This window comes from Holdemania massiliensis (assembly GCF_022440805.1).
In the GTDB taxonomy this organism is placed as follows: domain Bacteria; phylum Bacillota_I; class Bacilli_A; order Erysipelotrichales; family Erysipelotrichaceae; genus Holdemania; species Holdemania massiliensis_A.
Window position 1 is genome coordinate 3,266,314 of sequence record NZ_JAKNTK010000001.1, and the last position, 26,267, is coordinate 3,292,580.

Consider the following 26,267-nt stretch of genomic DNA (forward strand, 5'->3'; position numbering starts at 1 on the left):
CTCCCGGCAGGGCGCACACACCGGAACGGTGTATAAGTGCGCCCTTGTCCCAAGGGAGCTATCGCGCGTTCCCGGTTTTCGCTGATTTTCCGGCGGCTTCTCCGGCTCCCGGCAGGCGGGAGAGGGAAAGCAGGAACGCCTTGACTTGTTCGCCGGTCATGGCGGCCACGGCGGGAAAGGCGCTTTCCAGAATGGCCCCGCGCTCAATCAGGCGGTGCGTCCGTTCCCGGCGCTCGGCGTTCGCTTTCTTGTTAAGTAAAATCTTCTGGCGGTTTTGGAGCTGGCGCAGCTGTGTTTCAACCTTTTGCTTTTCTTCCGGCAAGTTCAAAAATTGTCCTCCCTTGTCCACTTCTTTTTCTTGAAATACTTTTGCAGCTTCTTCACGGCCCGGCGCACGGAATCGCTGGCCTGTGTCTGGCCTATTCCCTCGGCCTCGGCAATCTCCCGGTATTTCATTTCCAGCATGTAACGCATGTGCAGGCGGCGGGCCTGCGTGGGGGTAAGCTGGTCGATGGCTTCCCGCAGATGTTCCAACAAAAGCTCATGCGCCGCTTCTTCCTCGGCCTGTATCATGTAGTCCTCCGGCGACGGCTGCGCCCAGCCGATGGCGTCATTCTCGATACCGTCCTCGCAGTCGAGGGAGAAATACGCCTTGTGGTAGAACATCTTGCTTTTGCGGTTGTTTTCCTCCCGTCGCAGATGGAGCAGGGCGTCGGCTATCTCGTCCGGCACTTCCACGAAAACGTCCGTCTTGACAAGGGGGTAGTAGTAGCGTTTCAGATTGATAATTGTCATGGGCTGACCTCCTAAAATGGCAAGAGGGACAGGCAGTGAAGCCTGTCCCTCTCGGTGATGGGGCGAATGTCCCTCACTTGGTTAGCCCGAAAACGGCGTTTCGTGGGGTCTGGTTTTGAAAAAATCTTGAAACTTTTTTCTGGCCGCCTCCACGGAATCCCGCACGGCATATTTGGAGCAATCGTCCAGCCGGGCGATCTGTTCATAGCTCAAGCCGTCCAGCGCGTAGAGCAGGAATCGCCGTCGCTGCGCCTCGGTGCAGCTTTCCAGCACGGCCATGATTTCCTCCCGCGTTTCCCTGCGGCAGACGTATTCCTCCGGCGTTTCCTGATGGGGCGGGCGGCCCTCCGTGGCCGCTATGTACTCGTCAAACTCCCGTATGTCCCAGTGGCGGCGCTGTTCGTGGGCAAGGTTCTCCGTCTTATGGTCTGCCCGGTCTAAACACTCGTAGACCTCGACGCTGACCTCCACGGACAGGGCTTGTCCGTTTATTTTGATGTTGACTTCCATCTGTCTTTCCTCCGTTTCGATTTGGGTTTGCGCGAATCGGAACGGGGGCGGCGGGGAGCGGCAGCGGGGCCGAACATCGGGGCAAGTTGGCCCGAATCTGACCGGCTGGAAAAGGGAGGTTTCCGTCCCTCCTATATCAGATTTTCTTAATTTTTCGTAAACTGGCGGCCCGGTAAAAACAGGTGCGCGGAATCTCTGCAAATATCCCCGGCGTTCGGCTGCAATCGCAGACGAATCACAACGGAATAGCTTTTGTTTTGTCGCATAAAAATAGGGCGCAAGTGATTGGTCTTTCACTTGCGCCCTGCTGGGCGTTTCCGCTATTCTGTTGTGGCTTTTCCCCCGATTAGGGGGTAAGGCGAAAGGGGTATTTGCTCATGGGCGGCCCTCCTGTGGCCGCAAAAAAACAGCGGCCTTGATTTCTCAAAACCGCCGTAAAAAGGGCAGGGAAATGGGCTGCTGCACGACGGCTTTTTTTCTTTGCCGTCGTGCGGCAGATTAATTAAACTATTCCTTTGTCGCCAGCATCTCTCTTAAGCATTTTTTCATAAGCATATTTTACACTGTTGTCAAACCATATCGTCCCGCAGTAGTCAAAACCATTCTTTGATAAAACATGCCTCATAATCGCATTATTTTCATCGGTATCGACCCGAACGCTGTAAAATCCTTTTTGAATACATAGCTTTTCAGTCAACCGAAACGCAATACTTGCTATACCTTGTCCCCGGTAAGCCTCGGATATTGCCATACGATGGATTACCGCATATGGACAGTCACTTTTCCAATTACCTTGTAGCATTTCATAAGACGCCTCTCCTGCAAAATCAATGCAGAGATATGCCGCAGTTTTGGAACCGTCCGCAATAAAATATCCACACCCATGCGACAGATCCTCGCAGATGGTTTTCATATCCGGATATCCGGTCTGCCACTGGTCAATCCCTTGCGCTTTCAAAAACCCTTTCGCTTCGTCGATCAACACCATTGCCGTTTCCGCTTCTTTCTTGTCTGCTGGTCGTAAAAAAAAGCGTTCCATAAATAGTTCCTCCGTCTTTTTGTTTTTATTTCTACTAAGAAATCGCACTTGCCCTTCTTCCTCTTGTCTGCTATAATAGCACACAATAATACAACAAACAAATCAAAATATTTATAGATATATTTCAATTATTTTGAAGTATTGGAGGACGGCCTATGGAACTTAAATATTTAAGAACATTTCGCACAATTATTGATGAAGGCGGTTTTTCTAAAGCTGCTGAAAAGCTGAATTATACGCAATCTACAATTACGTTTCAGATGAATCAGCTTGAACGTGATTTATCCACAATTTTATTTGAGAAAATTGGTAGGAAAATGGTTTTGACAAAGGCAGGAGAACATTTGATTCCTTATGTAGATGAAATTCTCCTGTCTGTGGATAAGTTGTCTTTTTTAGGCGAACGTTTATCAGAATGCCAAGGAGATATACAGATTGGTGTTGGTGAAAGTTTGCTATGTTACAAGCTCCCCACCATTTTGAAGGAATTTCACAAGCAAGCGCCGAAAGCCCGTTTGTTCCTGCGCTCTATGAATTGTTATGATATTCGAAATGAGCTTTTCAGCGGGGGATTAGATTTAGGCATATTTTATGAAGATGTGGGAGGATTTGGCTCAAATCTTACGGTTAAGCGTTTAGGTGATTATCCGGTCGTTTTGGTAGCGTCAACCGAAATAAAAAACAGATACCCGGATTTTGTGACACCTGACAGAACGATTCCGACCCCGCTCATCATCAATGAACAGAATTGTATATTTCGACAAATTTTTGAACAATATCTTCGTGATAAATCAATTATTCTCGACCATACGATTGAGTTGTGGAGCATTCCAACAATCAAAAATCTTGTTAAAAACGATGTGGGCGTTTCCTTTCTCCCCGAATTTACAGTAAAAGAGGAATTAAATTGTGGTGAATTGGAGATAATTCCAACCGATATTTCAGGTACAAAAATTACTGCCGTTTGCGCACACCACAAAAACAAATGGATCAGCCCACTCATGCAACTGTTTCTAAATTTGTGTGATAAGTTTACCTGCGGCGCGGCCCTGTAACGTGCCTTTCTGCGGCTCCTGCTGCGGTACGCTGCCTGCGATATAGAACACGCCTTTTGCCATATCCTCGGCGCGGAGGGCGGCTTTCTTGGCCTCCATCTGCCGCCGCTTCTCGGTCTTTATCCTGTCCTCGTATTCTTTTTGCTTGCCGCTGGCTTTGCGGCGCAGATAGTTCTGGTGCAGCCTGTCCTTGCGTTCCTCTTTCTTGCGCATGGCCTCCTGTTCCTCCGGGGTGAGGGTGACTTCCCCAAAGTGGGGCGGCACATAGCGGCCCACAAAGTTGAAGTAGATTTCAACCTCCTGTGTGGTTTCTATGCTGCCCTTGCGGGCGCGTTCATGCACAAGGATTTTCTCGACAAACTCATTTAACATGGTGGTCGTCATGGTGTCGAAGTTCTCGTATTTCTCCACAAGGGCGATAAACTTTTCCGCCGATTTCTTGCTCTGCTCAAAGCCGCTGATTGCCTTTTCCAGCCCGTCAATCTCACTGGAAAGCTCGTCCTGCTCCTTGGCGTACTGCGCGTCAAGGGCGGCGTATCTGGCGTCTGGCAGACGGCCTAAAGCGTTGTCCTCGTAAATTTTGCAAATCAACTTTTCAAGCTCCCCGGCCCGCTTCTGCGCCGCCGCAAGCCGCCGCTTTTTCTTGGTGATGTCGGTAGCCTGCTGCGTCGCCTGTGCCTCTTGCACGGTCTTGATAAACTCGGCCCGGTCGTTCTTGGAGTAGTCCGCGATAGCCTTTAGCATATCGGCAATCAAGGTCAATACCACGCTGGCGTTGATTCGGTGCTGCGTGGTGCAGCGCGTCCCGATGGGGTACTTGCCGTACTCGGCGCAGGTGTACTGTGGGATTCTCTCGCCATTGTAGGAGCGGTGGACGTACATCTTGCCGCCGCAATCGGCGCAGTACATGAGGCCGGTCAATGGGTGAATCTCCCCGTAGCCGTCCGGGTAGCGCCGGACGTTGGCCCGGATTCGCTGCACGTTGTCGAAGGTTTCTTGGTCGATGATGGCCTCGTGGGTGTTCTCAAAAATCGTCCATTCGCTTTCGTCCACGTAATGGCTTTTCTTGTCCTTGAAATGCTTGCGGGTCTTGAAGTTCACCGTATGCCCTAAGTATTCGCGCTTTTTGAGGATTTGAACGATGGTGGACGAACACCAGCCGCAGGGGTCTATTACCGTCTTGGTTTTGTTCACGCCCTCGCCGTGCCGCGCCAGATGGACGGACGGAATTTCGATTTTCTGCTGGGTAAGCAGCTGGGAGATTTGGTAGGGGCCAAAGCCCTCCATTGTCAAACTAAAGATTTGCCGGACAACGGCGGCGGCCTCGTCGTCGATTACCCACTGTTCCCGCTTCTCGTCGGCCCATAAGTAGCCATAGGGGACTTGCCCGGTCATATGCTTGCCGCTCATGCCCTTAGCCTTGAAAACGGACTTGATTTTCCGGCTGGTGTCACGGGCGTAAAACTCGTTCATGATATTTCTGAACGGGGTAAAATCGTCGTCGCCCTTGTCGCTGTCAACGCCGTCGTTGATGGCGATCAGCCGGACGCCTTGCTGCCGTAGTATCTCCATGACTTGGCCCACTTTGAGGTAGTCGCGCCCTAACCGGCTCATGTCCTTGACGATGATTGCCTCCACGCGCCCGGCCTCGACTTCCTCCATCATGGCCGTAAAGCCGGGTCTGTCGAAGCGGGTTCCAGAAATGCCGTCGTCCGTAAAGTGGGTAGGGTTGGGAAAGCCGTTGCGCCGGGCGTATTCCTCCAACATATCCTTTTGATGGACGATGGAATTACTGTCGCCTTGCAGCTCGTCGTCGCGGCTCAATCTCTCGTACAATGGGGTAATTTTGTCGTTTCTCATGTTCGCGTCCTCCTGATATGAAATATGCTCTAAGCACTTCACTAACCATGAGAAAAACCATGATTAAGAAGTTGCTTAGAGCATATAACACCAGGTGCGCAGTGATATATTCTGATCAATTCGATTGTGTCTTAACATCACGCCCAAGGCTTTTTTAGGATATTCCATGCTTTCTGCTCCTTTTTTCCTTTTTATTAATCGCTTGCCTGCTGACTCCCTTTTGACAGTCAGAAGCCAGCCAAGATGACAAAAAGTCTGCCCGCGGGCAGACTATTCCAGAATCTTTTTTACGGGAATCTGACACGCCTCTGCCAGCGGCAGCGGCTCATAGATCTGCATCAAATTCATCGTATTCGCCACGATCAGGGCACAGCCGCGGGCATCGCTGCCGGCGTCATGGTGATCCAGCTGAATTCCCATATAATCACAAACATCGTTAAGCCGATGATGACTGAGGTAAGGATAGACCTTGCGGCTCAGCCGAACCGTACAGAAATAAGGAACATCCGGAATTTCCAGGCGGTACAGTGAACAACAGCTGGCCAGCACCTTCATATCAAACTCTGCATTGTGAGCGCACAAGACACCGCCGTCCAGCCAGGGTTTAAGCTGATTGTAGATTGTAGGAAAAAACGGGGCATCCGCAACCTGAGAAGAGGTTATGCCGTGAATATCAATAAAGGAAGGATAGAACGCATCATAATACGGGTGAGGCCGGATCAGCCAGCTGTCGCTGAACACCATCTCTCCCTCATCAAACACCGTCAGCCCTACGGCACAGGCGCTCATCGAAGAAGGATTGGCGGTTTCAAAGTCAATCGCTGCCCACTTCATTATTCGCGAACATGATCCAGAGCTTTCTGGAATATTTCTTCAATATGATCGTCATCCAGCGAGTAGTACACCACTTTGCCATCCTTGCGGCTGCGCACCAGCCGGGTTTTCTTGAGTGAAGCGAGCTGATGCGAAACGGCAGAATGTGTCATCTTGAGCAGCACAGCCAGATCGCCGACACACATTTCCCGCTCAAACAGCGCTTTCAGCACTTTTAAACGGGTCGAATCAGCAAACATTTTAAACAATAACGCCAGATCCTCAAATTCACTTTCGCTGAGCATTTTTTTCTCGACTTCTGCTACAATCTCAGGATGAACGATTTTTTCCTGCAATTCTTCCTTCTCCATACGCTTCACCACCAATGGTTTTATTATAGCACATTCCGACGGTTTTCGGGCAAGGAGGGAAGGGTTATGAAGTGAATCGGTCTGGAAAATGTTGACGATCAAGAAATCTTGAGTTCTTAGTCTGAAGAATTGAACACACGAATGACAAGGATGCCACGGCCGCTTTTCACGGCTGCTTTAAGGTTAATGATGTTCCGCAGCTTTGAGGGCGATGATTTTGCGGGCTTGGGTGAGAATATCCTCAACCGTCATGTGGAAAACTTGTTTCAGATACGGCAGCGTTCCGACTTCACCGAAGCGATCCTGCGCTCCCATCCGGATCATCCGGCACGGAGCTTCCTCGGCCAGCACTTCCGCAACGGCACTGCCCAGTCCGTTCAAGATATTATGGTTTTCAATGGTGATGATCGCTCCGGTTTCCTGTGACGCCCGGACAATCGCTTCACGGTCAATCGGCTTGATTGTAAACATATCCAAGACCCGGGCTTGAATGCCTTCCTCAGCCAGCAGCTGAGCTGCCCGGCAGGCATCCGCGGTACAGATGCCGCTGGCAATCAAGGTCAGATCGGATCCTTCCCGCAGACAGTTGGCCTTGCCGATTTCAAAAGTAGAGCCTGGCTGATAAATCTGTTCGCTCTTTTTGCGGGAAAGCCGCAGGTAATAAACACCGAACAAATCTTTGGTTTGCCGCAGCATATCGGCTAAGACAATCGAATCTGTCGGTTCAATCACGGTGACCGTCGGAATTGAACGCATCACTGCAATATCTTCCAGCGGCATGTGCGTACCGCCGTTGCTTCCGGCAGTAATGCCCGGATCCGATCCGATAATCCTGACGTTGAGCTTGGCATAGGCGCAGGAAACGAAGACCTGATCCATCACCCGGCGCGTCGCAAACGGGGCAAAGGTATGGGCAAACGGAATCAGACCCGTTTCTGACAAGCCGGCTGCAACACCGATCATATTGCTTTCCTGAATGCCGCAGTTAATCGTGCGTTCGGGATGGGTTTGGGCGAAGTTCGTCATTTTAATCGAGTTAATAATATCGCAATCCAGATAAATGACGCGCGGATCCGCCTGCGCCAGCTGTTCCATGACTTCCGCAAACACCTCGCGCATTTCTTTTTCTTCTGTCTGGATCACAGAGCAACATTTAAACATCAGATTTCCTCCTGCAGCCGTGCGATCTTCTGATCGAGAAATTGCTGCGCTTGTTCGATTTGATCAGGACTCATCGTCATGTGATGATTGTAGAAAACGCCTTCGGCAAACGGACAGTCTTTCCCCTTGATCGTATGCAGAACGATCATCGACGGCTGACCCTCTCTGGCTTTGGCATTTTCAATCGCCTTGAGCATGGCCGTTATATCGTGGCCGTCCACCTCCTGACTATACCAGCCGAAGTCCTCGAACTTCGTTCTGAGATCTCCGACGTCGCAGATATCCTTGGTGTAGCCATCCAGCTGTTTTTCATTGCGGTCGATAAAGGCAATCACATTGCCCAGCTTCTGCGTCGAAGCAAACAGTGCACCTTCCCAAACCTGTCCCTCGTCGCATTCTCCATCGCCCAGGATCAGATAGACCGTAGCGGAGTTGTTTTGATAGCGCAGTCCCCAGGCCAGACCCAATGCTGTTGACATGCCCTGGCCCAGCGATCCGGTCGTCATATCCACGCCGGGAACGCGGTTTTTGTCGCAATGGCTGGGCAGATGTGTACCGGGCTGATTGACAGTGGGGATCCACGCCCGCGGAAAATAGCCGCGTTCAGCCAGCGCCGCGTACAAAGCCGGGCCGCAGTGACCTTTCGACACCACCATCCGATCCCGTTTCTCCCAACGGGGATTAGCTGGATCAATCTGCATGACTTCGCCATATAAAACTGCCAATACGTCCGCGATCGACATGGAACCGCCGACATGGCCAGCCCCCGTTCCGGCCATTTCCGCTAAGATCGTCTTGCGGATGCGGGCCGCCAGTATTTCTAATTCCTGTATTTTATTCATTTTTCTGCTCCTATTGATTATAAATACTTTCGTAAATCGCCAGCATGTCCGCTTTGCTTAAAGGGACACAGTTGTTTTTTAACAATCGCTGCTGCCCTTCGATTACGCTGTCGGCAAAGCCTTCCAGTTCATCCCGACGGATGCCGTATTCACACAGCGGCCGGCGTTTAAGAATCGTATTCATCAAGGTGAATAAAGCGTCCAAGCTCTGATCGGCGGGAACCTGAAGAATTTCACTTAACAGATGCTTCAGATCAGTCAGACGACCCTCAGGTTCCAGTTGTTCATATTTTCTACATACCGCTTCAAACAACAGCTGATTGGCTTCGCCATGCGGAATATGGTATACCCCGCCTAAAGGATAACTTAAAGCATGAACTGCCGCACAGCCGGCGTTGCCGAAAGCAATCCCGGCATAGTTGCTCGCAAGCAGGAAGTCTTCTGCCTGCTCGCACCAAGATTCTTTTCCATTGGCCGCGGTCTTTTGATAACCGGAAAGAATCAGCCGGATGGCTGCGGTGGAAAACAGTTGGGAGTAAACCGTGGCTTGGGGAGAAAGGAAAGATTCAACCGCATGGATCAGGGCATCAATCGAACTCGTTGCGAATACCTGATAAGGCAGAGAACGGATCAGCTGCGGAATCAGAACAGCCTGTGCCGGATACAGCCGGTCATCGGCCAGGCCTTTTTTGGTTTTCCGCTTGGTGAGTTCCGTGATGGCCACATTAGTCACCTCACTGCCGGTACCGCAGGTCGTCGGCACCACGATCAATTCCCGCCCTTGGGTAAATTCATCATTTCCGCTTAAACAATCGTCCAGAGTTCCCGGATAATCCAGTGTCAGAAATTTCGCGATATCAATGATCGTTCCGCCGCCTACGGCGATCAGCCGGCGGACGTTCTGCGGCAAATCGCGGCGCATCGCATCAATCTGCCGGTCTGTCGGTTCTCCCCGGCCGTAATCCTCGGCAATCATCCGCGGGACATCCGAAAATTGAGGCACCTGCAGAGAGGCAGTTAAGAATTGACTGGTTAAAATCAGGTCCTGGCCGGTAAGCTCGAGGCTTTGGGCGAATTCTTCAACGGTGGAAAACTGGGTGATTTTTGTTCGCAAAACAAATTCTTTCATGGCATTCCTCCTGCGCCGCAGCACAAAACGACGCGTTTTCAAGAAAGAAGAAACAAAACTGATGCAGCTTTTGTCTCTTGATCTGATTTCATTATAGCTTAAAATGTCGACAAGTCAATATAATTGTATACAATTCATATAAATAGAATTCAATCTTCTTTTTTGTATACGATTCATTTGCTTCTTCTCCAGGAGAATGCTATACTTTTCCTAGCTCTCTGAAGAAAAAAACAAAAGGCTCCTTTTATCGGCGCCTGCAATCATAATTCGTTCGAGGTGAGAAACATGAGTAAAAATGCATTGAGCAATGAAGTGTATCACTTCATCTTAGATCAAATATTCAGCTGTCAGTTAAAACCGGGTGAGAAGATCGCCGAAGTCACCATTGCCGAACAGTTTGGGATCAGCCGCACGCCGATCCGTGAAGCGCTGCGCCTATTAAGCAACGACGGACTGATCGATCTGGTGCCTAACCGCTATGCCGCGGTCGCTCAGTTTACCGATCAACAGATTCAGGAAATCGGAACGATCCGAATTTCCCTAGATGTCCTGGCCCTGCGTCTGGCCATGCTTAACGGCAGCCGAAGAGAAATGTTGGAGCTGCGGGATATCGCACAGAGTTGCTTTGCGGCTTATCAAAATCAGGATGGAAGGCTGCGCCGGCGCTTCGACGCTGATTTTCATACGAAGCTTTCCCAAATCAGCGGCAATGAATTGTTATGTAAAATGCAAAATGAGCTGTATCTGCGAATTCAATTTATCCTGCTGCATCAAAGTCAGCCGGAAGAAGAGGAAGAGAAACACCTGCTTCAGCACTTTGAGATCGTCGATGCGATGCTTCAAGGGGATCAACAGAAGGCGTTATCCGTCATCCTCGATCATCTGCTTGTCTTCTATCATCTGGAAGACACGTATCCCAAGGACTTCTTTCTTCTTTCCCCAGCATTGAAATAAACATTCAGTAACCGAATGCTTGAAGTCTCCTCTGCGGACAAATCGTTGGACTAAGTCCATTCTTCCAGCCAGTCCGTTTCGTTTGAGAACTTCCTTTCTCCACGCAAAAAAGACCGTTTCCCTTCTCCTTCGGCACGCTGCTCCTGCTGATAAGTTTGGGTTACGGTCTTTTCTTTTTGAATTCAGATCCGGTAAGCGTTGATCCAGCGCAGCCCCTCTGCTTTGCGGAAACGAACACTTCCTGCCTGCTTATTTTTTAGCCGGTACAATTTCGATCCAGTAGCCATCCGGATCTTCTATGAAATAAATGCCCATTCCCGAATTTTCAAAGCAGATCACGCCCATCTCCTGATGAATGCGGTGCGCTTCTTCAAAGTGATCGGTTGTGAAGGCCAAGTGGAACTCACACTCACCCAAATCATATTTCTCTGTCCGGTCTTTCAGCTCTGTCAGTTCCAGCTGAAACTGACCCAGATCATCTTCCAGATAAATCAGCTGGAAGCTTCCGTCGGCCGCGGTATGTTTGCGGGCGATATGCAGCCCCAATGCCTGTTCGTAAAATTCCAGCGAACGCTGCATGTTCAGCACGTTGAAGTTAAAATGATTAAACGTAAATTTCATATTTTCTGCCGGGAACTAGCGGTTGACCGCCGGCGCCGTGCCGGTTTCAACTGCCGTTCTTTTCCTTTCGCATAAATTTTAAAATAAGGTACGATTTTATTGCGGTTGAAACATTCAATTGTTTCCGTCTGGCCATCGGTCAGCTGCAGCCATAACTGATCCTCATTGTTATGCTTCTGATACTGCCAAAGCAAGATTTCATCCCAATAAATCAACATACATTCATCACGGTTTTTCCGATTATACAACACGAGAAACTCATCCGTAAACTGCATTAAAATTCGGTCGGGCATCACCAGCAGCGCATATGAAGAAATCGCCAGTAATACAACGCCCATTATGGCAATGGTGGATCCGGAAATAATGAAAACTCCGGAAACCAGCATCAAGGCCAGCAGTGAACCGATCGGTTTCACCTTGACTTCATTCAGCACCTGCATTTCTGCGGGCAAATTGCGAATTTTCAATACTTTTGATTTCACAGAAAGAGCTTCCTTTCTTTTTCCAACATCCTTATTATACCGTGATTTTTTAACTCTGCGTGATTTTCACATCACATCACAAAATGTCGTCGGTTGCCTGGAGTGCTAAATTGTGAATCTGATTGCGGACGGTCAGAATCTTGCCGTTGGAACGGGTTGGATGAACGCGGTTGGCCAGCGTTACAACCCCGATCCCCAGTTTGAAGTCGACAATGATCGACGGACCGGAAAAGCCGGTATGATACAGGCAGGCATCGCTGGTGTAGTCGCCTAGAGCGTAATTGGGATCGGAGAGAATCCAGCCGATGGAACGCTTCTCATTCAGACCGGTTGTCTGGCATTTCTGCAGAAGCTCGATCGTCCGCGGACTGAAATAACGCTTATCGTTATAAACACCGCCGTTGAGCAGCATCGAGATATAATGGGAAATATCTTCTAAGGTTGAGAATACGCCGGCATGACCGCTGACGCCGCCCAGCTTGAAGGCCTTGCCGTCATGGACGACTCCGCGTACTACACCGCCGCGGCTTTCCATCACTTCTTCCGCGCAGCAGCGCTCCGCCAGCGACGGATCCGGATTGTAACAAGTTTCCCGCATTTCCAATGGTTCAAACATGACTTCTCTGGCATAGCCGTCCAGACTACCTTTCAGCTGGGCGATGACCAAACCCAACAGAATGAAATTGACGTCGGAATATTGAACCTGAGTTCCGGTCGGATATTCCAGCTCCATCTTCCATACGGCTTCGATCATTTCATCGCGGTCCTTCATCAGCTTATATCCGTTGATATCCGCAGGCAGACCGGAGGTATGCGTGATGCAGTCCTTGATCGTCAGTTCTTTCTGGCAAAACTGCGGCAGGATCTCCGCAATCTTTGTTTTCAGCGTGATCGCACCTTCTTCAATCAGCTTCAGAATGCAGGTCGTCGTTACCAGTACCTTGGAGATCGAAGCCAGATCGTAGATCGTATCCAGGCTGTTAGCCTCTTTTTCAGGAACCAGCTGCTTATAACCCACGCTGCATTTCCATTGTTCATCCTGAGTGATCACCGCGCAGTTGCAGCCCGGAAAGGTACCGTTATCCACACAGCTCTCTAAATATTGTTTTAATGCTTCCAGTTTCTTTTCATTCAACATCGCTCATTCTCCTCTTTCGTCCTCATTATAGCTTAGTTCCGATAAAAATTCATCCCCTATTTCCGGTTTGGCCAGCGACGTTAAATCCAGCCGTAAAAGCAGTTCTTGGATCAATTCTTCCAGCCCCTGGCCGGTCTGACAGCTGATGAGAATCCCATCCTTGCGCGGCCACTGTTCAACCCGATCCGCTTTGTTGAAAACCAACAGCCGATCCAGCTGCAGAACCTGCAGCCGGCGCAGCGTCTGCATGACAACTTCATGCTGGAATTCCCATTGCGGATCAGAGGCATCGATCACCTCCAGCAGCAGATCCGCTTCCTGAATTTCCTGCAGCGTCGATTCAAAGGCGTCGAGCAGAAAATCAGGCAGATCCCGGACAAAACCAACGGTATCACTGAGCAGAATTTCAGCCCGTCCGGCCAGTTTGATTCTGCGCGTCGCTGAATCCAGCGTCGCAAACAGCTGATCTACCGCGTCGACCTGCTTTGTGGGCGAAATCGAACGAAAGGTGAGCAGCGCATTCATCAGCGAGGACTTCCCAGCATTGGAATATCCGATCAGGCATACCTGCTTCAGTCCGCTGCGGCGGCGTTTCCGGCTTTGGACAGACTGTTGAAGCTGCAGCTGTTTAAGCTGGGCATGAAGATCCCGGATTTGTTTTTCGATTGTTCGCCGGGAGCGTTCCAGGCGCGTTTCCCCGGCTCCGCGGTTGCGGACGCCGCCGCCCTGCTGCTGATCGGCATGGATCTGACCGAGAACCAGACGCGGCAGCTGATAGGCCAGCCGAGCCGCTTCCACCTGCAGCCGCGCCTGGCGAGTGCGGGCCCGCTGTTCAAAGATTTCCAGAATCAGCGCACTGCGGTCGATTACAGACAAAGCTAATTCCTGACTGAGATTGCGCAGCTGAATTCCGCTCAGGTCATTGATAAAAACGACGCCTTCCGCCTGTTCTTCCGCACTGATCTGTTTCAGTTCAGCGACTTTACCCGATCCGATTAAGGTGCGCGGATGGGTTTTCTGTCCCTTCTGCGACACACGGGCCTTCACTTCCATGCCGCAGGCTTCGCACAACATCGCCGCTTCGCTGAGCTTCTGTTCCCACTCGGTTTCGTTCTCCTGAATTCTTAGTCCTGCCAATACGATAGATTTCATTCCGGTTTGCCCTTTCTTATGTCTCAATCACGATCTTTTCCTGAAACGGCGTTAACCTGACCGCTGCTTTGATCGCTTTGCCCATCACAAGAAAATCGGGCCAAGACCCGATTTTCCTCGTTCTTCTTGCTTCGCACAGCCGCATGCCGCTGTCATCAGCACAGGATCGGCGCGATGGTTGAATCAATAATCTCTTTCAACGTTTCACAGCTGGCATCAAACTTCCCCTGATCGACTTCATTCAGCTTCAGTTTGATGATCGTTTCCACGCCGGAGCGCGTAATGATCGCCGGCACGCCGATATACAGCCCTTCCTGACCATACTCCTGATTCTGATAACAGGAGACTGTCAGAATTACATGTTCATCGTCCAGGATGGCCCGCACTAATCGATTCAGCGATAAGCCGATTCCATAATATGTTGATTTCTTGCGGTTAATGATTTCATAGGCGGCCTGCTGAACCTGATGGTAAATTTCGTTGAGGTCCTGCAGATCGCGATGATTCTCATCCAGCATTTCCAATAAGTTCTTGCATCCAATATAGGCATGTGTCCATGGCACAAAGCTGGAATCGCCATGTTCACCCATGATGTAAGCATGAATGTTGCTTGTGGAAATCCCCAGATATTCGCTCATTAAATAGCGCAGCCGGGCGGTATCGAGAATGGTTCCGGAACCGATGACGCGATTTTTCGGCAGACCGGAAACCTGCTGGGCAACATAGGTCATCAAATCGACCGGATTGGAGGCCACTAACAGAATACCGTCAAACCCAGAAGCCATGATGTTTTCCGTGATGCTCTTCATGATCTTGGTGTTGACCGCCGTCATATCCAACCGGGTCTGACCGGGCTTCTGAGCGGTACCGGCTGTGATTACCACCATTTCCGCATCGGCACATTCTTCATAACCGCCGGCTTTAATGATCAGTTTGTTGCGGGCATACGGCAGACCATGCTGCAGATCCATCGTTTCCCCGATGGCCTTTTCTTCATCGACGTCCACTAAGACCAGTTCATCAATTCCGCCTGTGGTCAAAAACGAATACGCCATGCTCATTCCGACAAAACCCGTGCCTACCAAAACGATTTTTCTGTCTTTCATAAGAGTTCAGCTCCTTTTCCAGGGTATCTACCCTTCTCTATTCTTTATTGTAACAGGATTGCCGGGAATCGGGGGAACTATGCGCTGAAAACCTTGTGAATCTTTTGAATTTCATATTATTTTGAGATTTCTGTCATTTTTATCTCAAGACTTGCTGAACAACGAAAAAAGGCAAAGGGAAACCCGCTCTGCCTATGTTATGCAACACTCGTTTATAAGTCTGAGCTTGATCTACAATGAGACAGAGCTGTTTATTTCCGACGGCCAGCTCCGCCGCCTCGGCTGGCACCCCCGCCGCCGCGGTTCATCCCGCCGCCAAAGGAACGGCCGGCTCCGGAAGACCGAGATGCAGATCCGCCGCCAAAAGAACTGCGGGTAGAAGAAGAACGGTAGGTTGGACGCGGTTCACGCGGACGGCGCTCCGGCCCCCATGGGTCCATTGGACGCGGACGAGGTCCGTAATAACGGCGGCGCGGACGGAATACCGGGCCGCCATAATAACGCCGGCGGCGCGGTGTAAAAGCGGACAAAAGTACGACGACGATCACAAAGACGAAGAGCATAAGGAAGATAGCAGGCAGCATCCCAAAGAAGCTAAAGGATGAATGTGCGGTATAGGGCGTTCCTCCCCCGCCGCCTTGTGACGGCGCGGTGTTGACCACCGGTGTTCCTGCCGTTTTTTCTAGTCGCTGCGCCAGAGCCTGCACTGTTTTTAAAGCACCGCTGCTGTAATTGCCCGCGGCAAACTCCGGTTCCAGCACGGAATCCAGAATGGTTTGGATTTCCGAGGTAGGCAGGGTCTTTTCCAAGCCTTTGCCCTGGAGACAATAATAATCCTCTTCCCCGATTGCCAGCACCAGCAAGACGCCGTTGTTATCCGCCGCGCTGCCGATCTTCCAGCCATTGAACAGATCATAAGCAACGTCGTCAATCGCCTCGCCGTTCAGAAAATCAAAGGTAGCAACAACAATCTGCGATCCATTTTTAGCTTCCAGCGTTTGATTCGCTGAACGGATGGCCTCTGCATCCTGACTGTTGATCACATTGGCATAATCAGCAACATAGAAGTTTTCCAGCGGCTGCGGTACGGTAAAAGCGCTGATTGTCCAGATGCTGAGCGCGATCATCGCCAGAAAAGAAATCAGTCCCTGTGCGAGCTTTTTCATAAACTATCCTCCAATTTGATAAATATCCAGTGAACTGGCCGTCAGCTTTTGCAGCAATGACGGAAACCAGCCGGCCGTGTCCTTCAAAACCGCAGCGGCTTTCTCATGATAGGGATCGCGTTCAATCCGATCCTGACTGGCCAGATATTCCGACATGAAACCGACGACATAGGCTTCGTCTTTCTGCGAAAGCGAGGCTTCTAAAAGCGCTGAACTGAGTGAAGCAAAGGCCGTATCCAGCTTGGTTTCCAAGCGCCGGCGTTCACTCATTGAGCCTGCCTGATCCAAATTTTCCGCGGCGTTTTCTACCGCGATGATCAGCGAAGCGTTGATCGCAGAATCATATCGGCGGGCAATGGTCACACAGTTGCGGGCCGTATTCTGCTTGGCCTGGATATCCTGAGCGATCGACTGGCCGTCATGATCCACGCCTTCCGTATATACAACATCCAGCTGCTTCTGCATCGAACTGAATGTCAGCCTGGCTTTGCCCCAGGCACTGCCCAGAACCAGGAGGACCGCCAGAATAAAAGCGGTTTTCTGCGTCATTTTCATGCCTTATCCTCCTTTTGTCCCGGCGATACTAAACCTTGCTTGACCAGCAGCGTTTCCAGCACATCACTGTCGGCCTGAATTTCCATTGACTGATGTTCATGCAGATCATCCCACTGCTTAACAAACGCTTCGGCGCACAGCTTCACAGTTTTCTTGATATTCTGACGGGAATTCTGAATGTTCTGCGTCTGCAGCGGATCCGCTTCCAGCTCATCATAGGTTTCCAACAGCTTCGTCAGCATCGGCAGGTAATAATCAACCAGCCGGCGAGCCTGATCGTTAAAGCGCTGCTGCTTTTCCATTTCCTCGACGATCTGACGGCAGACAGATTCAATCTTCCGCAGATCCTGAGTCATGGCCGGATCCTCAACCTTCGCGGCTGCCTGCTGCAGCCCAGTTAAGGCAGAACGGGCCGCCTCCAGCTGCTGAAGCTGCTGTTGCTGCAGCGGAGTCAGCGGAATCTCCACTTCGATTTCCTGATCCGGAATTTGATGGCGGGCAATCCCATAAGCGATCCCGCCAGCCGCAAGTGCAGCTAGATAGTGCCAGAGCTGGATCATCGGCAAAATCAGACAAACAATCGCCCACGCCAAAGCAGCGATGAGAATAGGCCAGGGCGAAGGCTTTCGGATGATTTCTGTTTTCCCAGTCATGTTGTACCTCCTGTTGGGTTGTCCTGCGGGCTTGAATCTTGTCAGATTGGGTTCTCGATTAAGCCGACAGCGGCAAGTTTCTAGGTCTCGTTGTTCTGCAGGAATTGCAGAATATGCTTTCTGTTGAAATTCTGGACAAGCAGCACTCTCCAACATCTGTTTTCTATTGTATCGTATTCCATGCCGTTTTTCCACCGAAAGCGAAGTTAGATCCTGAAACAGCCTGTGATCGATTCCAGCCCAAACAAGGAAAAATCCCTGTTGCCAGGGATCAATTGATCTTATTTCTGATCAGCCGCGAATCGAACGCCAGCCGCTAAACGCGCGGTATGGACAAGTTCCATGACCTTATAGGAATATTCAAGCTTTTGATAACAGCCTTCATAATCCTCGTTCTCGATCATCTGCTTGAAGTTCTTGACCTCAAAGTAATGTCCGCCATGGCCTTCCATCAGGTCGATGACTTCCGGTTCTTTCGCGCCTTTCAGCCAGACTTCCGCTTTCGCGCAGACGGAAGACGCGCTGTGAACGACGATATATCCGTTGTCGCCCTGCAGCTGACAGATATTTTCACTTGCGGAATCCTTGCAGCCGATACCGCAGGCCAGAAAACCATCATAATCAAAAACGAGAATGCCCGAAGTATCAATGCCATTGGCTGCGATGTTTGGAACATACTTCAAGGATTTTGGCGCACCGAATAAGCCGATAATAAAGTGCGCGTTATAAATATTAATGTCCATCAGCGCGCCGCCGGAAAACTGCGGATTGAAAACGTTTGGATTTTCATTGTTTTTAAACTTGTCAAACTTGCTGGAATACTGGGAGAAATTGCACTGCACCATCTTCAGTGAGCCCAGTTCGGCAATCCGTTCTTGAATGACCTGATAGTTCGGATTGTACGGTACCGTAATCGCCTCAAATAAGAAACGGTGATGTTTCTTGGCAGTTTCAATCAAGGTCCGACATTCCTCAATTGTGGAAACAAATGGTTTCTCCAAAATGACATTCTTGCCGGCTTCCAACGCCTTTATCGCTTGCGAATAATGCAGACTGTTGGGTGAAGCAATATAGATGCAGTCCAGTTCTTCATCATGAAGCATTGCATCCAAATCCGTATACACCTTCGGCATGTTGTATTTGTCAGCCAACCGCCGACCGGTTTCCTCTTTGCGGGAATAGACTGCGGTACATTCTAATCCGTTGTCCTCAAAGGCTGTGTTCAGCCACTCTGTAATCATGCCTGTGCCAATCGTTCCCATTTTCATTTGTAATCACCTCTGCTCCTATTGTAACAGAACCTGTCCGCTTTGTCTTGAGCACGGGATAAAAAAACGTTGAATTCGTAAAACGAATGAAGTTTTAATTCAAGGGACAAGAAAAAACAGGGACTTTCCAAGCAAAAGAAGACAAAAAAAGTTCCCCGGAAAAGGGAACCGAAGAACCTGGCAACGAGCTGCCTTCACTATGGCAGGCATAGCTATTCTCGCCGCGGAAATGCTTAACTTCTGTGTTCGGGATGGGAACAGGTGTGACCATTTCGCTATCGTCACCAGATCGTTTCAGGATTATTCCCTGAAAACCAAATAACAGTTGCTTCTAGAAAGTCTTGCTCTTTCTTACTTTGTTATGAACGTTTGTTTTTTCCTCATGTGATTAAATCCTCGACCGATTAGTATCAGTCAACTCCACACATCACTGTGCTTCCATCTCTGACCTATCTACCTCGTCGTCTTCAAGGGGTCTTACTTTCTCTAGGAAATGGGAAATCTCATCTCGGAGTCGGTTTCACGCTTAGATGCCTTCAGCGTTTATCCGTTCCCCACTTAGCTACCCAGCTATGCATCTGGCGATACAACTGGTGCACCAGCGGTGGGTCCATCCCGGTCCTCTCGTACTAAGGACAGCTCTCCTCAAATTTCCTACGCCCACAACAGATAGGGACCGAACTGTCTCACGACGTTCTGAACCCAGCTCGCGTACCGCTTTAATGGGCGGACAGCCCAACCCTTGGAACCGAATTCAGCTCCAGGATGCGATGAGCCGACATCGAGGTGCCAAACCTCGCCGTCGATGTGAACTCTTGGGCGAGATCAGCCTGTTATCCCCAGGGTAGCTTTTATCCGTTAAGCGACGGCCATTCCATTCTGCACCGCCGGATCACTAATCCCGACTTTCGTCCCTGCTCGACTTGTCTGTCTTGCAGTCAAGCACCCTTCTGCATTTGCGCTCGTCGATTGATTTCCAACCAATCTGAGGGTACCTTTGGGCGCCTCCGTTACTCTTTAGGAGGCGACCGCCCCAGTCAAACTGCCCACCTGACACTGTCCCTTACCCGGTTCACGGATATAGGTTAGAATTTCAATCAACTAAGAGTGGTATCCCAACGTCGACTCCATTGAAACTGACGTCCCAACTTCTTCGTCTCCCACCTATCCTGTACATACTTGATCAAAACTCAATATCAGGCTACAGTAAAGCTCCATGGGGTCTTTCCGTCTAGTTGCGGGTAACCTGCATCTTCACAGGTACTAAGATTTCACCGAGTCTGCTGCCGAGACAGCGCCCAAATCATTACGCCTTTCGTGCGGGTCAGAACTTACCTGACAAGGAATTTCGCTACCTTAGGACCGTTATAGTTACGGCCGCCGTTCACTGGGGCTTCAATTCAATGCTTCGTGTTGCCACTAACACATCCTCTTAACCTTCCAGCACCGGGCAGGCGTCACCCCCTATACTTCGTCTTGCGACTTTGCAGAGAGCTGTGTTTTAGTTAAACAGTTGCTTGGGCCTCTTCACTGCGGCTCTTTCGAGCGCCCCTTCTTGCGAACGTACGGGGCTATTTTGCCGAGTTCCTTGGCAACAGTTCTCTCGCTCACCTTAGGCTTCTCGCCTTGACCACCTGTGTCGGTTTTGGTACGGGCCGCTCATTGATTTGCGCTAGAAGCTTTTCTTGAAAGCTGGCATCGCCGTCTTCGCTACTAGGTCGCCCGTTCGCTCCTCATCACGCCTTCAGATTGACAGCCGGATTTGCCTGACTGCCTCCTACCTCGCTTGATCCGGAATCCATTTACCGGTCCGGTTAGCCTTCTTTGTCACTCCATCACTCAATGCGCGGGTACAGGAATATCAACCTGTTTTCCATCGACTACGCTTTTCAGCCTCGCCTTAGGTCCCGACTTACCCAGGGCGGACGAACCTTCCCCTGGAATCCTTGGTCTATCGGTGTGCAGGATTCTCACCTGCATCTCGCTACTCACACCGGCATTCTCACTTCCATGCGCTCCACCGCTCCTTCCGGTACGGCTTCGACGCCCATGGAACGCTCCCCTACCCAATGACCGAAGTCATTGCCATAGTTTCGGTATACTGCTTAGCCCCGGTTAATTTTCGGCGCAGGGTCACTCGACTAGTGAGCTGTTACGCACTCTTTCAAGGGTGGCTGCTTCTAAGCCAACCTCCTAGTTGTCTGTGCATCCCCACATCCTTTTCCACTTAGCAGTAATTTTGGGACCTTAACTGATGATCTGGGCTGTTTCCCTTTTGACCATGGACCTTATCACCCACAGTCTGACTGCCGAAGATGACATAATGGCATTCGGAGTTTGATTTCATTCAGTACACCTTGACGGCGCCATCATGAATTCAGTGCTCTACCTCCACTACCCTTACTTCGACGCTAGCCCTAAAGCTATTTCGGGGAGAACCAGCTATCGCCGTGTTCGATTGGAATTTCTCCGCTAGCCACAACTCATCCGCCAACTTTTCAACGGGGGTCGGTTCGGTCCTCCAGTTGGTTTCACCCAACCTTCAACCTGGTCATGGCTAGATCACTACGGCTTCGGGTCTATCTCATCGTACTCTCGCCCTCTTCAGACTCGCTTTCGCTTCGGCTCCGTGTCTTCCACTTAACCTTGCACGATAACATAACTCGCCGGTTCATTCTACAAAAGGCACGACATCACCCCTTAACGGGCTCTGTCTTCTTGTAAGCATATGGTTTCAGGTTCTATTTCACTCCGCTCCCGCGGTTCTTTTCACCTTTCCCTCACGGTACTGGTTCACTATCGGTCATGTAGGAGTATTTAGCCTTTCCGGATGGTCCCGGATGCTTCCGACAAGGTTCCACGTGCCTCGCCGTACTCAGGATTCCACTAGGTCGTCTTCCAATTTCGATTACGGGGCTTGCACCCTCTTTGGCGGACCTTTCAATGTCCTTCTTCTATCGGTTAACGTACCACGTTGTGGTCCTACTACCCCAGCCCTGAGGCTGGTTTGGGCTCTTCCCCGTTCGCTCGCCGCTACTGAGGGAATCATTCTTATTTTCTTTTCCTCCAGGTACTAAGATGTTTCAATTCCCTGGGTTCTCTCCTCATGAGCTATGTATTTACTCATGGGTAACGCGACATTACTCGCGCTGGGTTTCCCCATTCGGAGACCGACGGATCGATGTGTGCTTACCACTCCCCGTCGCGTTTCGCCGTTAGCTGCGTCCTTCTTCTGCTCTACATGCCTAGGCATCCACCATACGCCCTTATTCATTTAATCACGCGTTCCTGTCTTGACTGCGAGTCGTCCAGTTACGCTTTTCTTTCTTAAGAACTGTTCAACGTTCAACTTCAAATATCTTGTTCTGATTTTTGAAATCTTTTCAACTTTTCAGAAAGATCATGTCTTTCTATCTGTTTTCTGTTATTCGGTTTTCAAAGAACAATCACTGCACTGAGAAATCTTTCGATCTCTCAAAACTAAACAGACTTACTTTTCCACAAAATCCAACTTTTCTCGTCTTTCTCCTTAGAAAGGAGGTGATCCATCCCCACGTTCCCGTAGGGATACCTTGTTACGACTTAACCCCAATCATCAGCCCTACCTTCGACGGCTCCCTCCCTTACGGGTTAGGCCACCGGCTTCGGGTATTGCCAACTCTCATGGTTTGACGGGCGGTGTGTACAAGGCCCGAGAACGTATTCACCGCGGCATGCTGATCCGCGATTACTAGCGATTCCGGCTTCATGAAGTCGGGTTGCAGACTTCAATCCGAACTGAGACGGACTTTCTGAGGTTTGCTCCACATTGCTGTCTTGCTTCTCGTTGTATCCGCCATTGTAGTACGTGTGTAGCCCAGGTCATAAGGGGCATGATGATTTGACGTCATCCCCACCTTCCTCCGGTTTGTCACCGGCAGTCTCTCTAGAGTCCTCAACTTAATGTTAGTAACTAAAGACAAGGGTTGCGCTCGTTGCGGGACTTAACCCAACATCTCACGACACGAGCTGACGACAACCATGCACCACCTGTATTCAGGATAACCTCCAGCATATCTCTATGCCTTTGCCTGATATGTCAAGACCTGGTAAGGTTCTTCGCGTTGCGTCGAATTAAACCACATACTCCACCGCTTGTGCGGGCCCCCGTCAATTCCTTTGAGTTTCACACTTGCGTGCATACTCCCCAGGCGGAGAACTTATTGCGTTAACTGCAGCACTGAGTTTCCCCAACACTTAGTTCTCATCGTTTACGGCGTGGACTACTAGGGTATCTAATCCTATTTGCTCCCCACGCTTTCGTGCATGAGCGTCAGTTACAGGCCAGGCAACCGCCTTCGCCACTGGTGTTCCTCCATATATCTACGCATTTTACCGCTACACATGGAATTCCATTGCCCTCTCCTGTACTCTAGTCTGACAGTTTCTAAGGCTGTATGGGGTTAAGCCCCACGCTTTCACCTTAAACTTTTCAAACCGCCTGCGCACCCTTTACGCCCAATAATTCCGGATAACGCTCGCCACCTACGTATTACCGCGGCTGCTGGCACGTAGTTAGCCGTGGCTTTCTGGTAAAGTACCGTCACTCCCATAGCATTCCCTCTATGAGCCGTTCTTCCTTCACAACAGAGCTTTACAACCCGAAGGCCTTCTTCACTCACGCGGCGTTGCTCGGTCAGGCTTTCGCCCATTGCCGAAAATTCCCTACTGCTGCCTCCCGTAGGAGTTTGGGCCGTGTCTCAGTCCCAATGTGGCCGGTCACCCTCTCAGGTCGGCTACGTATCATCGCCTAGGTGGGCCGTTACCTCACCTACTAGCTAATACGCCATAAGCTCATCCATCCGTGTTGTATCCCAACTTTAATTAGTCCCTGATGCCAGAAACTAACCTATCCGGTATTAGCAGTCGTTTCCAACTGTTATCCCAGGCCGATGGGCAGATTGCTTATGTATTACTCACCCGTTCGCCACTCCTCGTAAAGAAGCAAGCTCCTTTACAAAGCGTTCGACTTGCATGTATTAGGCACGCCGCCAGCGTTCATCCTGAGCCAGGATCAAACTCTCCATTTGTTCGAGTTTGTTTAGCTCGTTTTATATCCTCTGTCCTAAGACAGATTCTTTATGAATTGACGTTGTATTTTTGTGCTTTTCTTCCTGTTTAGTTTTCAAAGATCGACGCCCTCTCGCGAGGTGCTCATTTATATTACCAAACCCACTGTTTTCTGTCAACAACTTTTTAAAGTTTTTTCATTTTTTTGTTCACTTTTTGCCTTCCTCTTGATTCCATCTGCTTGAAATTCATAACAACGCCTTATTTTCAAGGGCTTTTACGAATTCGTTAAGGATTTCATTCCTGGGTCCTTCTGTTTTTGAATTCCTTTCTGATTCTCTATTTGTGCGTTTTTCCTGTCTTGTTGGTTCTTGTTATTATGTCGGTCTTTCTCAGTCCCGATCTTCCTGAATCTCTTTCGTGCTGTCTTTTTCTTTCTCTCTTTTTCTTTCTGACTTTCAACAGCCAGGAACTTAAGCTTTGTGTCCCTATCAAGAATTCGTTTTTTCCAAGCAGTCCTTTTTCTCAAATTCTGCTTCAGCATCTTTAAGACTCTGCATTGAATCTTTTCTCCATTATTGAATCCTTTCCATCACAAAGGCTCGGATACTATCACCCAATGAAAGAGATCGATTCGCCTGACTGGATAGGTTCGGATACACTTTCCTATCAATGAGGTAGGACATCCTTATCTTTATGATTCAATCCTGGATCCTGTGTGATCGGATTAGCAGCATCACCCCTATACGATTTCGCTTATTCCACCAAACTTTACGCCCTTGGTTAATCTCAGCTCCAACAGAAAAAGCAAGGTTATCCCATCCTTGCCTGATCTACTCCGATGTTTTTTTCCTGTCTTTACTTCTACAAAACTCAACGAACACTCAGTCCTAATATAATCTGTCCTATATAATAGGATGAAAAGACAATTCTGTTTGCTGCGGTTTCCTGCCATTCCTTTTCTTCTCTGGCTGATCAAAACCCAATCCAACGTTAAAACATCGCATCAAGGAAATCCTGTTCTTCTTCTCCTTGTCTGAGCTGCTGGATCTGCTGCTCCAGTTCGGCTACCGTCGCTAAACGCTGCTGGATGTAAGAAGACAAGGCGGCGATCTCTTCACTTTCCTTCTGATTTAAAAAGCATTGATAAGTCACCTTTCCCAGCTGCAAAGTTGTCTGGAGGATTTCCTTTTTGCATTGTTTGATTGTTTTTTTACGTTTGTAAATTTCGATCCGCAGATTAAAGTGCCGGCGTATCTTAGTGATCCATTGAATCTCTTCTTTATTTTCTTCCATCATTCAGGCCTCCTCTTGCTCTAGGCTTATGCCGGTGAAACACAGCTTATTCCGGCTTTTCCTTTCAGGGTTGGGTCTTTTATGTTAGAATAGTGGCGGTGAAAAAATATATGAGTGCAATTCAATTTGAGATTACCCATGTGTGCAAACAGTCAGGTGCCCGCTGCGGCATCCTGCATACGCCGCATGGCGACGTAGAAACGCCGATGTTTATGCCTGTCGGCACCCTGGCGACGGTGAAATTCCTGTCGCCGGAGGAAATTAAGGCTTTGGGGGCCGGGGTCATTCTGGCCAACACTTATCACTTGTGGCTGCGGCCGGGTGAAGACATTGTCGATAAAGCCGGCGGCGTCCAGAAATTTATGAACTATTCCGGACCGATGCTGACGGACAGCGGCGGATTTCAGGTCTTTTCGTTGGCAGATCGGCGCAAAATTAAAGAAGAAGGCGTTACCTTCAAGAGCCATCTGGATGGTTCCACCTTATTTTTAAGTCCGGAAAAATCAATTCAGATCCAAAACAAGATCGGAGCGGACATCATCATGAGCTTTGATGAATGTGCGCCTTATCCTTGTTCCTACGATTACATGAAAAACAGTGTTGAGCGGACGCTGCGCTGGGCAAAGCGCGGCAAAGAAGCTCACCAGCGCCCTGAGGAGCAGGCCTTATTCGGCATTGTACAGGGTGGAGAGTATCAGGATCTGCGCGAGATGTGTGCCAAAACCCTGGCGGAAATGGACTTCCCAGGCTATTCCATCGGCGGCACCTCGGTCGGCGAATCGAAGGAAACGATGTATAAGATGATTGATTACAGCGTCAAATACCTGCCTTGGGAAAAACCGCGGTATTTGATGGGCGTCGGGTCCGTCGATGCGATCCTGGAAGGAATTCTGCGCAACGTCGATATGTTCGACTGCGTCCTGCCGACTCGGATTGCCCGCCACGGTACCTTGATGACCTCGCAGGGTCGGATCAACATTAAGAAACAAGATTATGAGGAAGATTTCGGTCCTCTGGATCCGGAATGTGACTGCTACACCTGCAAAAATTACAGCCGGGCCTATCTGCGGCATCTGTTCCGCTGCAACGAAGGTTTGGGCAGCCGTTTGATGTCGATCCATAATCTACGGTTTCTGTTAAGCTTGACAGAACAAGCCAGAAAAGCGATCCGGGAAGACCGCTTCGGTGATTTTAAAGCTGAACTGTTTAAAAAATACAACCTGAACAGTGTCGATTCGAGGGGGTTCTGACA

Annotated in this window: 24 protein-coding genes and 3 rRNA genes; 3 read left to right on the plus strand and 24 right to left on the minus strand. The window is 49.8% G+C overall.

The features are described 5' to 3' along the window. Positions 1 to 58 precede the first annotated feature (58 nt). The 4 genes from MCG46_RS15185 to MCG46_RS15200 form a co-directional block, all read right to left on the minus strand. On the minus strand, positions 59 to 328 hold the full coding sequence (locus MCG46_RS15185) for a DUF3847 domain-containing protein (RefSeq protein WP_240280719.1): 270 nt from the start codon (positions 326 to 328) through the stop codon (positions 59 to 61). Then, entirely contained in the window at positions 325 to 795 is a 471-nt protein-coding gene (locus tag MCG46_RS15190) for a sigma-70 family RNA polymerase sigma factor (protein ID WP_240280720.1), read from the minus strand. The genes MCG46_RS15185 and MCG46_RS15190 overlap by 4 nt, the downstream gene beginning before the upstream one ends. Before the next feature lie 81 nt (positions 796 to 876). Then, positions 877 to 1,305, minus strand: coding sequence for an RNA polymerase sigma factor (locus tag MCG46_RS15195; protein ID WP_240280721.1), 429 nt, complete (start codon positions 1,303 to 1,305; stop codon positions 877 to 879). Positions 1,306 to 1,807: 502 nt separating this feature from the next. Then, positions 1,808 to 2,344 (minus strand): GNAT family N-acetyltransferase, encoded by a 537-nt coding sequence (locus MCG46_RS15200; protein ID WP_240280722.1) that lies wholly within the window; start codon positions 2,342 to 2,344, stop codon positions 1,808 to 1,810. A gap of 155 nt (positions 2,345 to 2,499) precedes the next feature. Here MCG46_RS15200 and MCG46_RS15205 point away from each other — a divergent pair, with 155 nt between their 5' ends. Beyond that, the gene (locus MCG46_RS15205) at positions 2,500 to 3,399 is read left to right on the plus strand and encodes a LysR family transcriptional regulator (protein WP_240280723.1); all 900 of its coding nucleotides are present in this window, start codon (positions 2,500 to 2,502) and stop codon (positions 3,397 to 3,399) included. Here the strand turns inward: MCG46_RS15205 and MCG46_RS15210 are convergent. From MCG46_RS15210 to MCG46_RS15235, 6 genes are all read right to left on the minus strand, one after another. After that, positions 3,358 to 5,259 carry a recombinase family protein gene (locus MCG46_RS15210; RefSeq protein ID WP_240280724.1) on the minus strand — a complete coding sequence of 634 codons (1,902 nt, stop codon included), beginning with the start codon at positions 5,257 to 5,259 and terminating at the stop codon, positions 3,358 to 3,360. The two genes, MCG46_RS15205 and MCG46_RS15210, sit on opposite strands and share 42 nt — an antisense overlap. Before the next feature lie 270 nt (positions 5,260 to 5,529). After that, positions 5,530 to 6,093 (minus strand): 3'-5' exonuclease, encoded by a 564-nt coding sequence (locus tag MCG46_RS15215; protein WP_240280725.1) that lies wholly within the window; start codon positions 6,091 to 6,093, stop codon positions 5,530 to 5,532. After that, entirely contained in the window at positions 6,093 to 6,443 is a 351-nt protein-coding gene (locus tag MCG46_RS15220; RefSeq protein WP_020224541.1) for an ArsR/SmtB family transcription factor, read from the minus strand. The genes MCG46_RS15215 and MCG46_RS15220 overlap by 1 nt, the downstream gene beginning before the upstream one ends. 183 nt (positions 6,444 to 6,626) lie before the next feature. Next, the gene (locus MCG46_RS15225) at positions 6,627 to 7,604 is read right to left on the minus strand and encodes a transketolase family protein (RefSeq protein ID WP_240280726.1); all 978 of its coding nucleotides are present in this window, start codon (positions 7,602 to 7,604) and stop codon (positions 6,627 to 6,629) included. Then, complete coding sequence (locus MCG46_RS15230) at positions 7,604 to 8,446, minus strand: transketolase (RefSeq protein WP_240280727.1); 843 nt, start codon at positions 8,444 to 8,446, stop codon at positions 7,604 to 7,606. Before MCG46_RS15230 ends, MCG46_RS15225 begins: the two co-directional genes overlap by 1 nt. Positions 8,447 to 8,456: 10 nt before the next feature. Continuing rightward, positions 8,457 to 9,575: a 4-hydroxybutyrate dehydrogenase gene (locus MCG46_RS15235; protein ID WP_240280728.1), complete on the minus strand. Its 1,119-nt coding sequence runs from the start codon at positions 9,573 to 9,575 to the stop codon at positions 8,457 to 8,459. A 285-nt stretch (positions 9,576 to 9,860) separates the two neighbouring features. Between MCG46_RS15235 and MCG46_RS15240 the strand changes: the two genes are divergently transcribed. Further along, positions 9,861 to 10,529, plus strand: coding sequence for a GntR family transcriptional regulator (locus MCG46_RS15240; protein ID WP_240280729.1), 669 nt, complete (start codon positions 9,861 to 9,863; stop codon positions 10,527 to 10,529). A gap of 249 nt (positions 10,530 to 10,778) precedes the next feature. Here MCG46_RS15240 and MCG46_RS15245 read toward each other — a convergent pair whose 3' ends face one another. The 14 genes from MCG46_RS15245 to MCG46_RS15310 all read right to left on the minus strand — a co-directional run bounded on the left by MCG46_RS15245 (position 10,779) and on the right by MCG46_RS15310 (position 25,015). Further along, positions 10,779 to 11,150, minus strand: a complete 372-nt coding sequence (locus MCG46_RS15245; protein WP_240280730.1) for a VOC family protein — start codon at positions 11,148 to 11,150, stop codon at positions 10,779 to 10,781. Continuing rightward, positions 11,147 to 11,632: a hypothetical protein gene (locus MCG46_RS15250; protein WP_020224543.1), complete on the minus strand. Its 486-nt coding sequence runs from the start codon at positions 11,630 to 11,632 to the stop codon at positions 11,147 to 11,149. Before MCG46_RS15250 ends, MCG46_RS15245 begins: the two co-directional genes overlap by 4 nt. A gap of 76 nt (positions 11,633 to 11,708) precedes the next feature. Next, positions 11,709 to 12,770 carry a serine hydrolase domain-containing protein gene (locus tag MCG46_RS15255; RefSeq protein ID WP_240280731.1) on the minus strand — a complete coding sequence of 354 codons (1,062 nt, stop codon included), beginning with the start codon at positions 12,768 to 12,770 and terminating at the stop codon, positions 11,709 to 11,711. 3 nt (positions 12,771 to 12,773) lie between these two features. Then, complete coding sequence (gene hflX / locus MCG46_RS15260) at positions 12,774 to 13,922, minus strand: GTPase HflX (RefSeq protein WP_240280732.1); 1,149 nt, start codon at positions 13,920 to 13,922, stop codon at positions 12,774 to 12,776. Positions 13,923 to 14,077: 155 nt separating this feature from the next. Beyond that, the gene (locus tag MCG46_RS15265) at positions 14,078 to 15,028 is read right to left on the minus strand and encodes an L-lactate dehydrogenase (RefSeq protein WP_240280733.1); all 951 of its coding nucleotides are present in this window, start codon (positions 15,026 to 15,028) and stop codon (positions 14,078 to 14,080) included. A 251-nt stretch (positions 15,029 to 15,279) separates the two neighbouring features. Further along, a complete protein-coding gene (locus tag MCG46_RS15270; RefSeq protein WP_240280734.1) occupies positions 15,280 to 16,194 on the minus strand; it encodes a TPM domain-containing protein in 915 nt (304 codons plus the stop codon). A 3-nt stretch (positions 16,195 to 16,197) separates the two neighbouring features. After that, complete coding sequence (locus MCG46_RS15275; protein WP_240280735.1) at positions 16,198 to 16,749, minus strand: hypothetical protein; 552 nt, start codon at positions 16,747 to 16,749, stop codon at positions 16,198 to 16,200. Continuing rightward, positions 16,746 to 17,402 carry a 5-bromo-4-chloroindolyl phosphate hydrolysis family protein gene (locus MCG46_RS15280; protein ID WP_020224549.1) on the minus strand — a complete coding sequence of 219 codons (657 nt, stop codon included), beginning with the start codon at positions 17,400 to 17,402 and terminating at the stop codon, positions 16,746 to 16,748. The genes MCG46_RS15275 and MCG46_RS15280 overlap by 4 nt, the downstream gene beginning before the upstream one ends. 281 nt (positions 17,403 to 17,683) lie before the next feature. Continuing rightward, positions 17,684 to 18,670 carry a Gfo/Idh/MocA family protein gene (locus tag MCG46_RS15285; protein WP_240280736.1) on the minus strand — a complete coding sequence of 329 codons (987 nt, stop codon included), beginning with the start codon at positions 18,668 to 18,670 and terminating at the stop codon, positions 17,684 to 17,686. 175 nt (positions 18,671 to 18,845) lie between these two features. Then, positions 18,846 to 18,959: ribosomal RNA gene (gene rrf / locus MCG46_RS15290) — 5S ribosomal RNA — on the minus strand. Between the two features lie 95 nt (positions 18,960 to 19,054). After that, positions 19,055 to 21,950 (minus strand): 23S ribosomal RNA (locus tag MCG46_RS15295). A gap of 253 nt (positions 21,951 to 22,203) precedes the next feature. Further along, positions 22,204 to 23,739 (minus strand): 16S ribosomal RNA (locus MCG46_RS15300). The 16S, 23S and 5S rRNA genes sit together here, the layout of an rRNA operon. Before the next feature lie 257 nt (positions 23,740 to 23,996). Continuing rightward, complete coding sequence (locus tag MCG46_RS15305; RefSeq protein ID WP_240280737.1) at positions 23,997 to 24,263, minus strand: hypothetical protein; 267 nt, start codon at positions 24,261 to 24,263, stop codon at positions 23,997 to 23,999. 449 nt (positions 24,264 to 24,712) lie between these two features. Further along, positions 24,713 to 25,015, minus strand: a complete 303-nt coding sequence (locus MCG46_RS15310; RefSeq protein ID WP_020225782.1) for a hypothetical protein — start codon at positions 25,013 to 25,015, stop codon at positions 24,713 to 24,715. A gap of 110 nt (positions 25,016 to 25,125) precedes the next feature. Here MCG46_RS15310 and tgt point away from each other — a divergent pair, with 110 nt between their 5' ends. Continuing rightward, positions 25,126 to 26,265, plus strand: a complete 1,140-nt coding sequence (gene tgt / locus MCG46_RS15315; RefSeq protein WP_154240556.1) for a tRNA guanosine(34) transglycosylase Tgt — start codon at positions 25,126 to 25,128, stop codon at positions 26,263 to 26,265. Positions 26,266 to 26,267 lie beyond the last annotated feature (2 nt).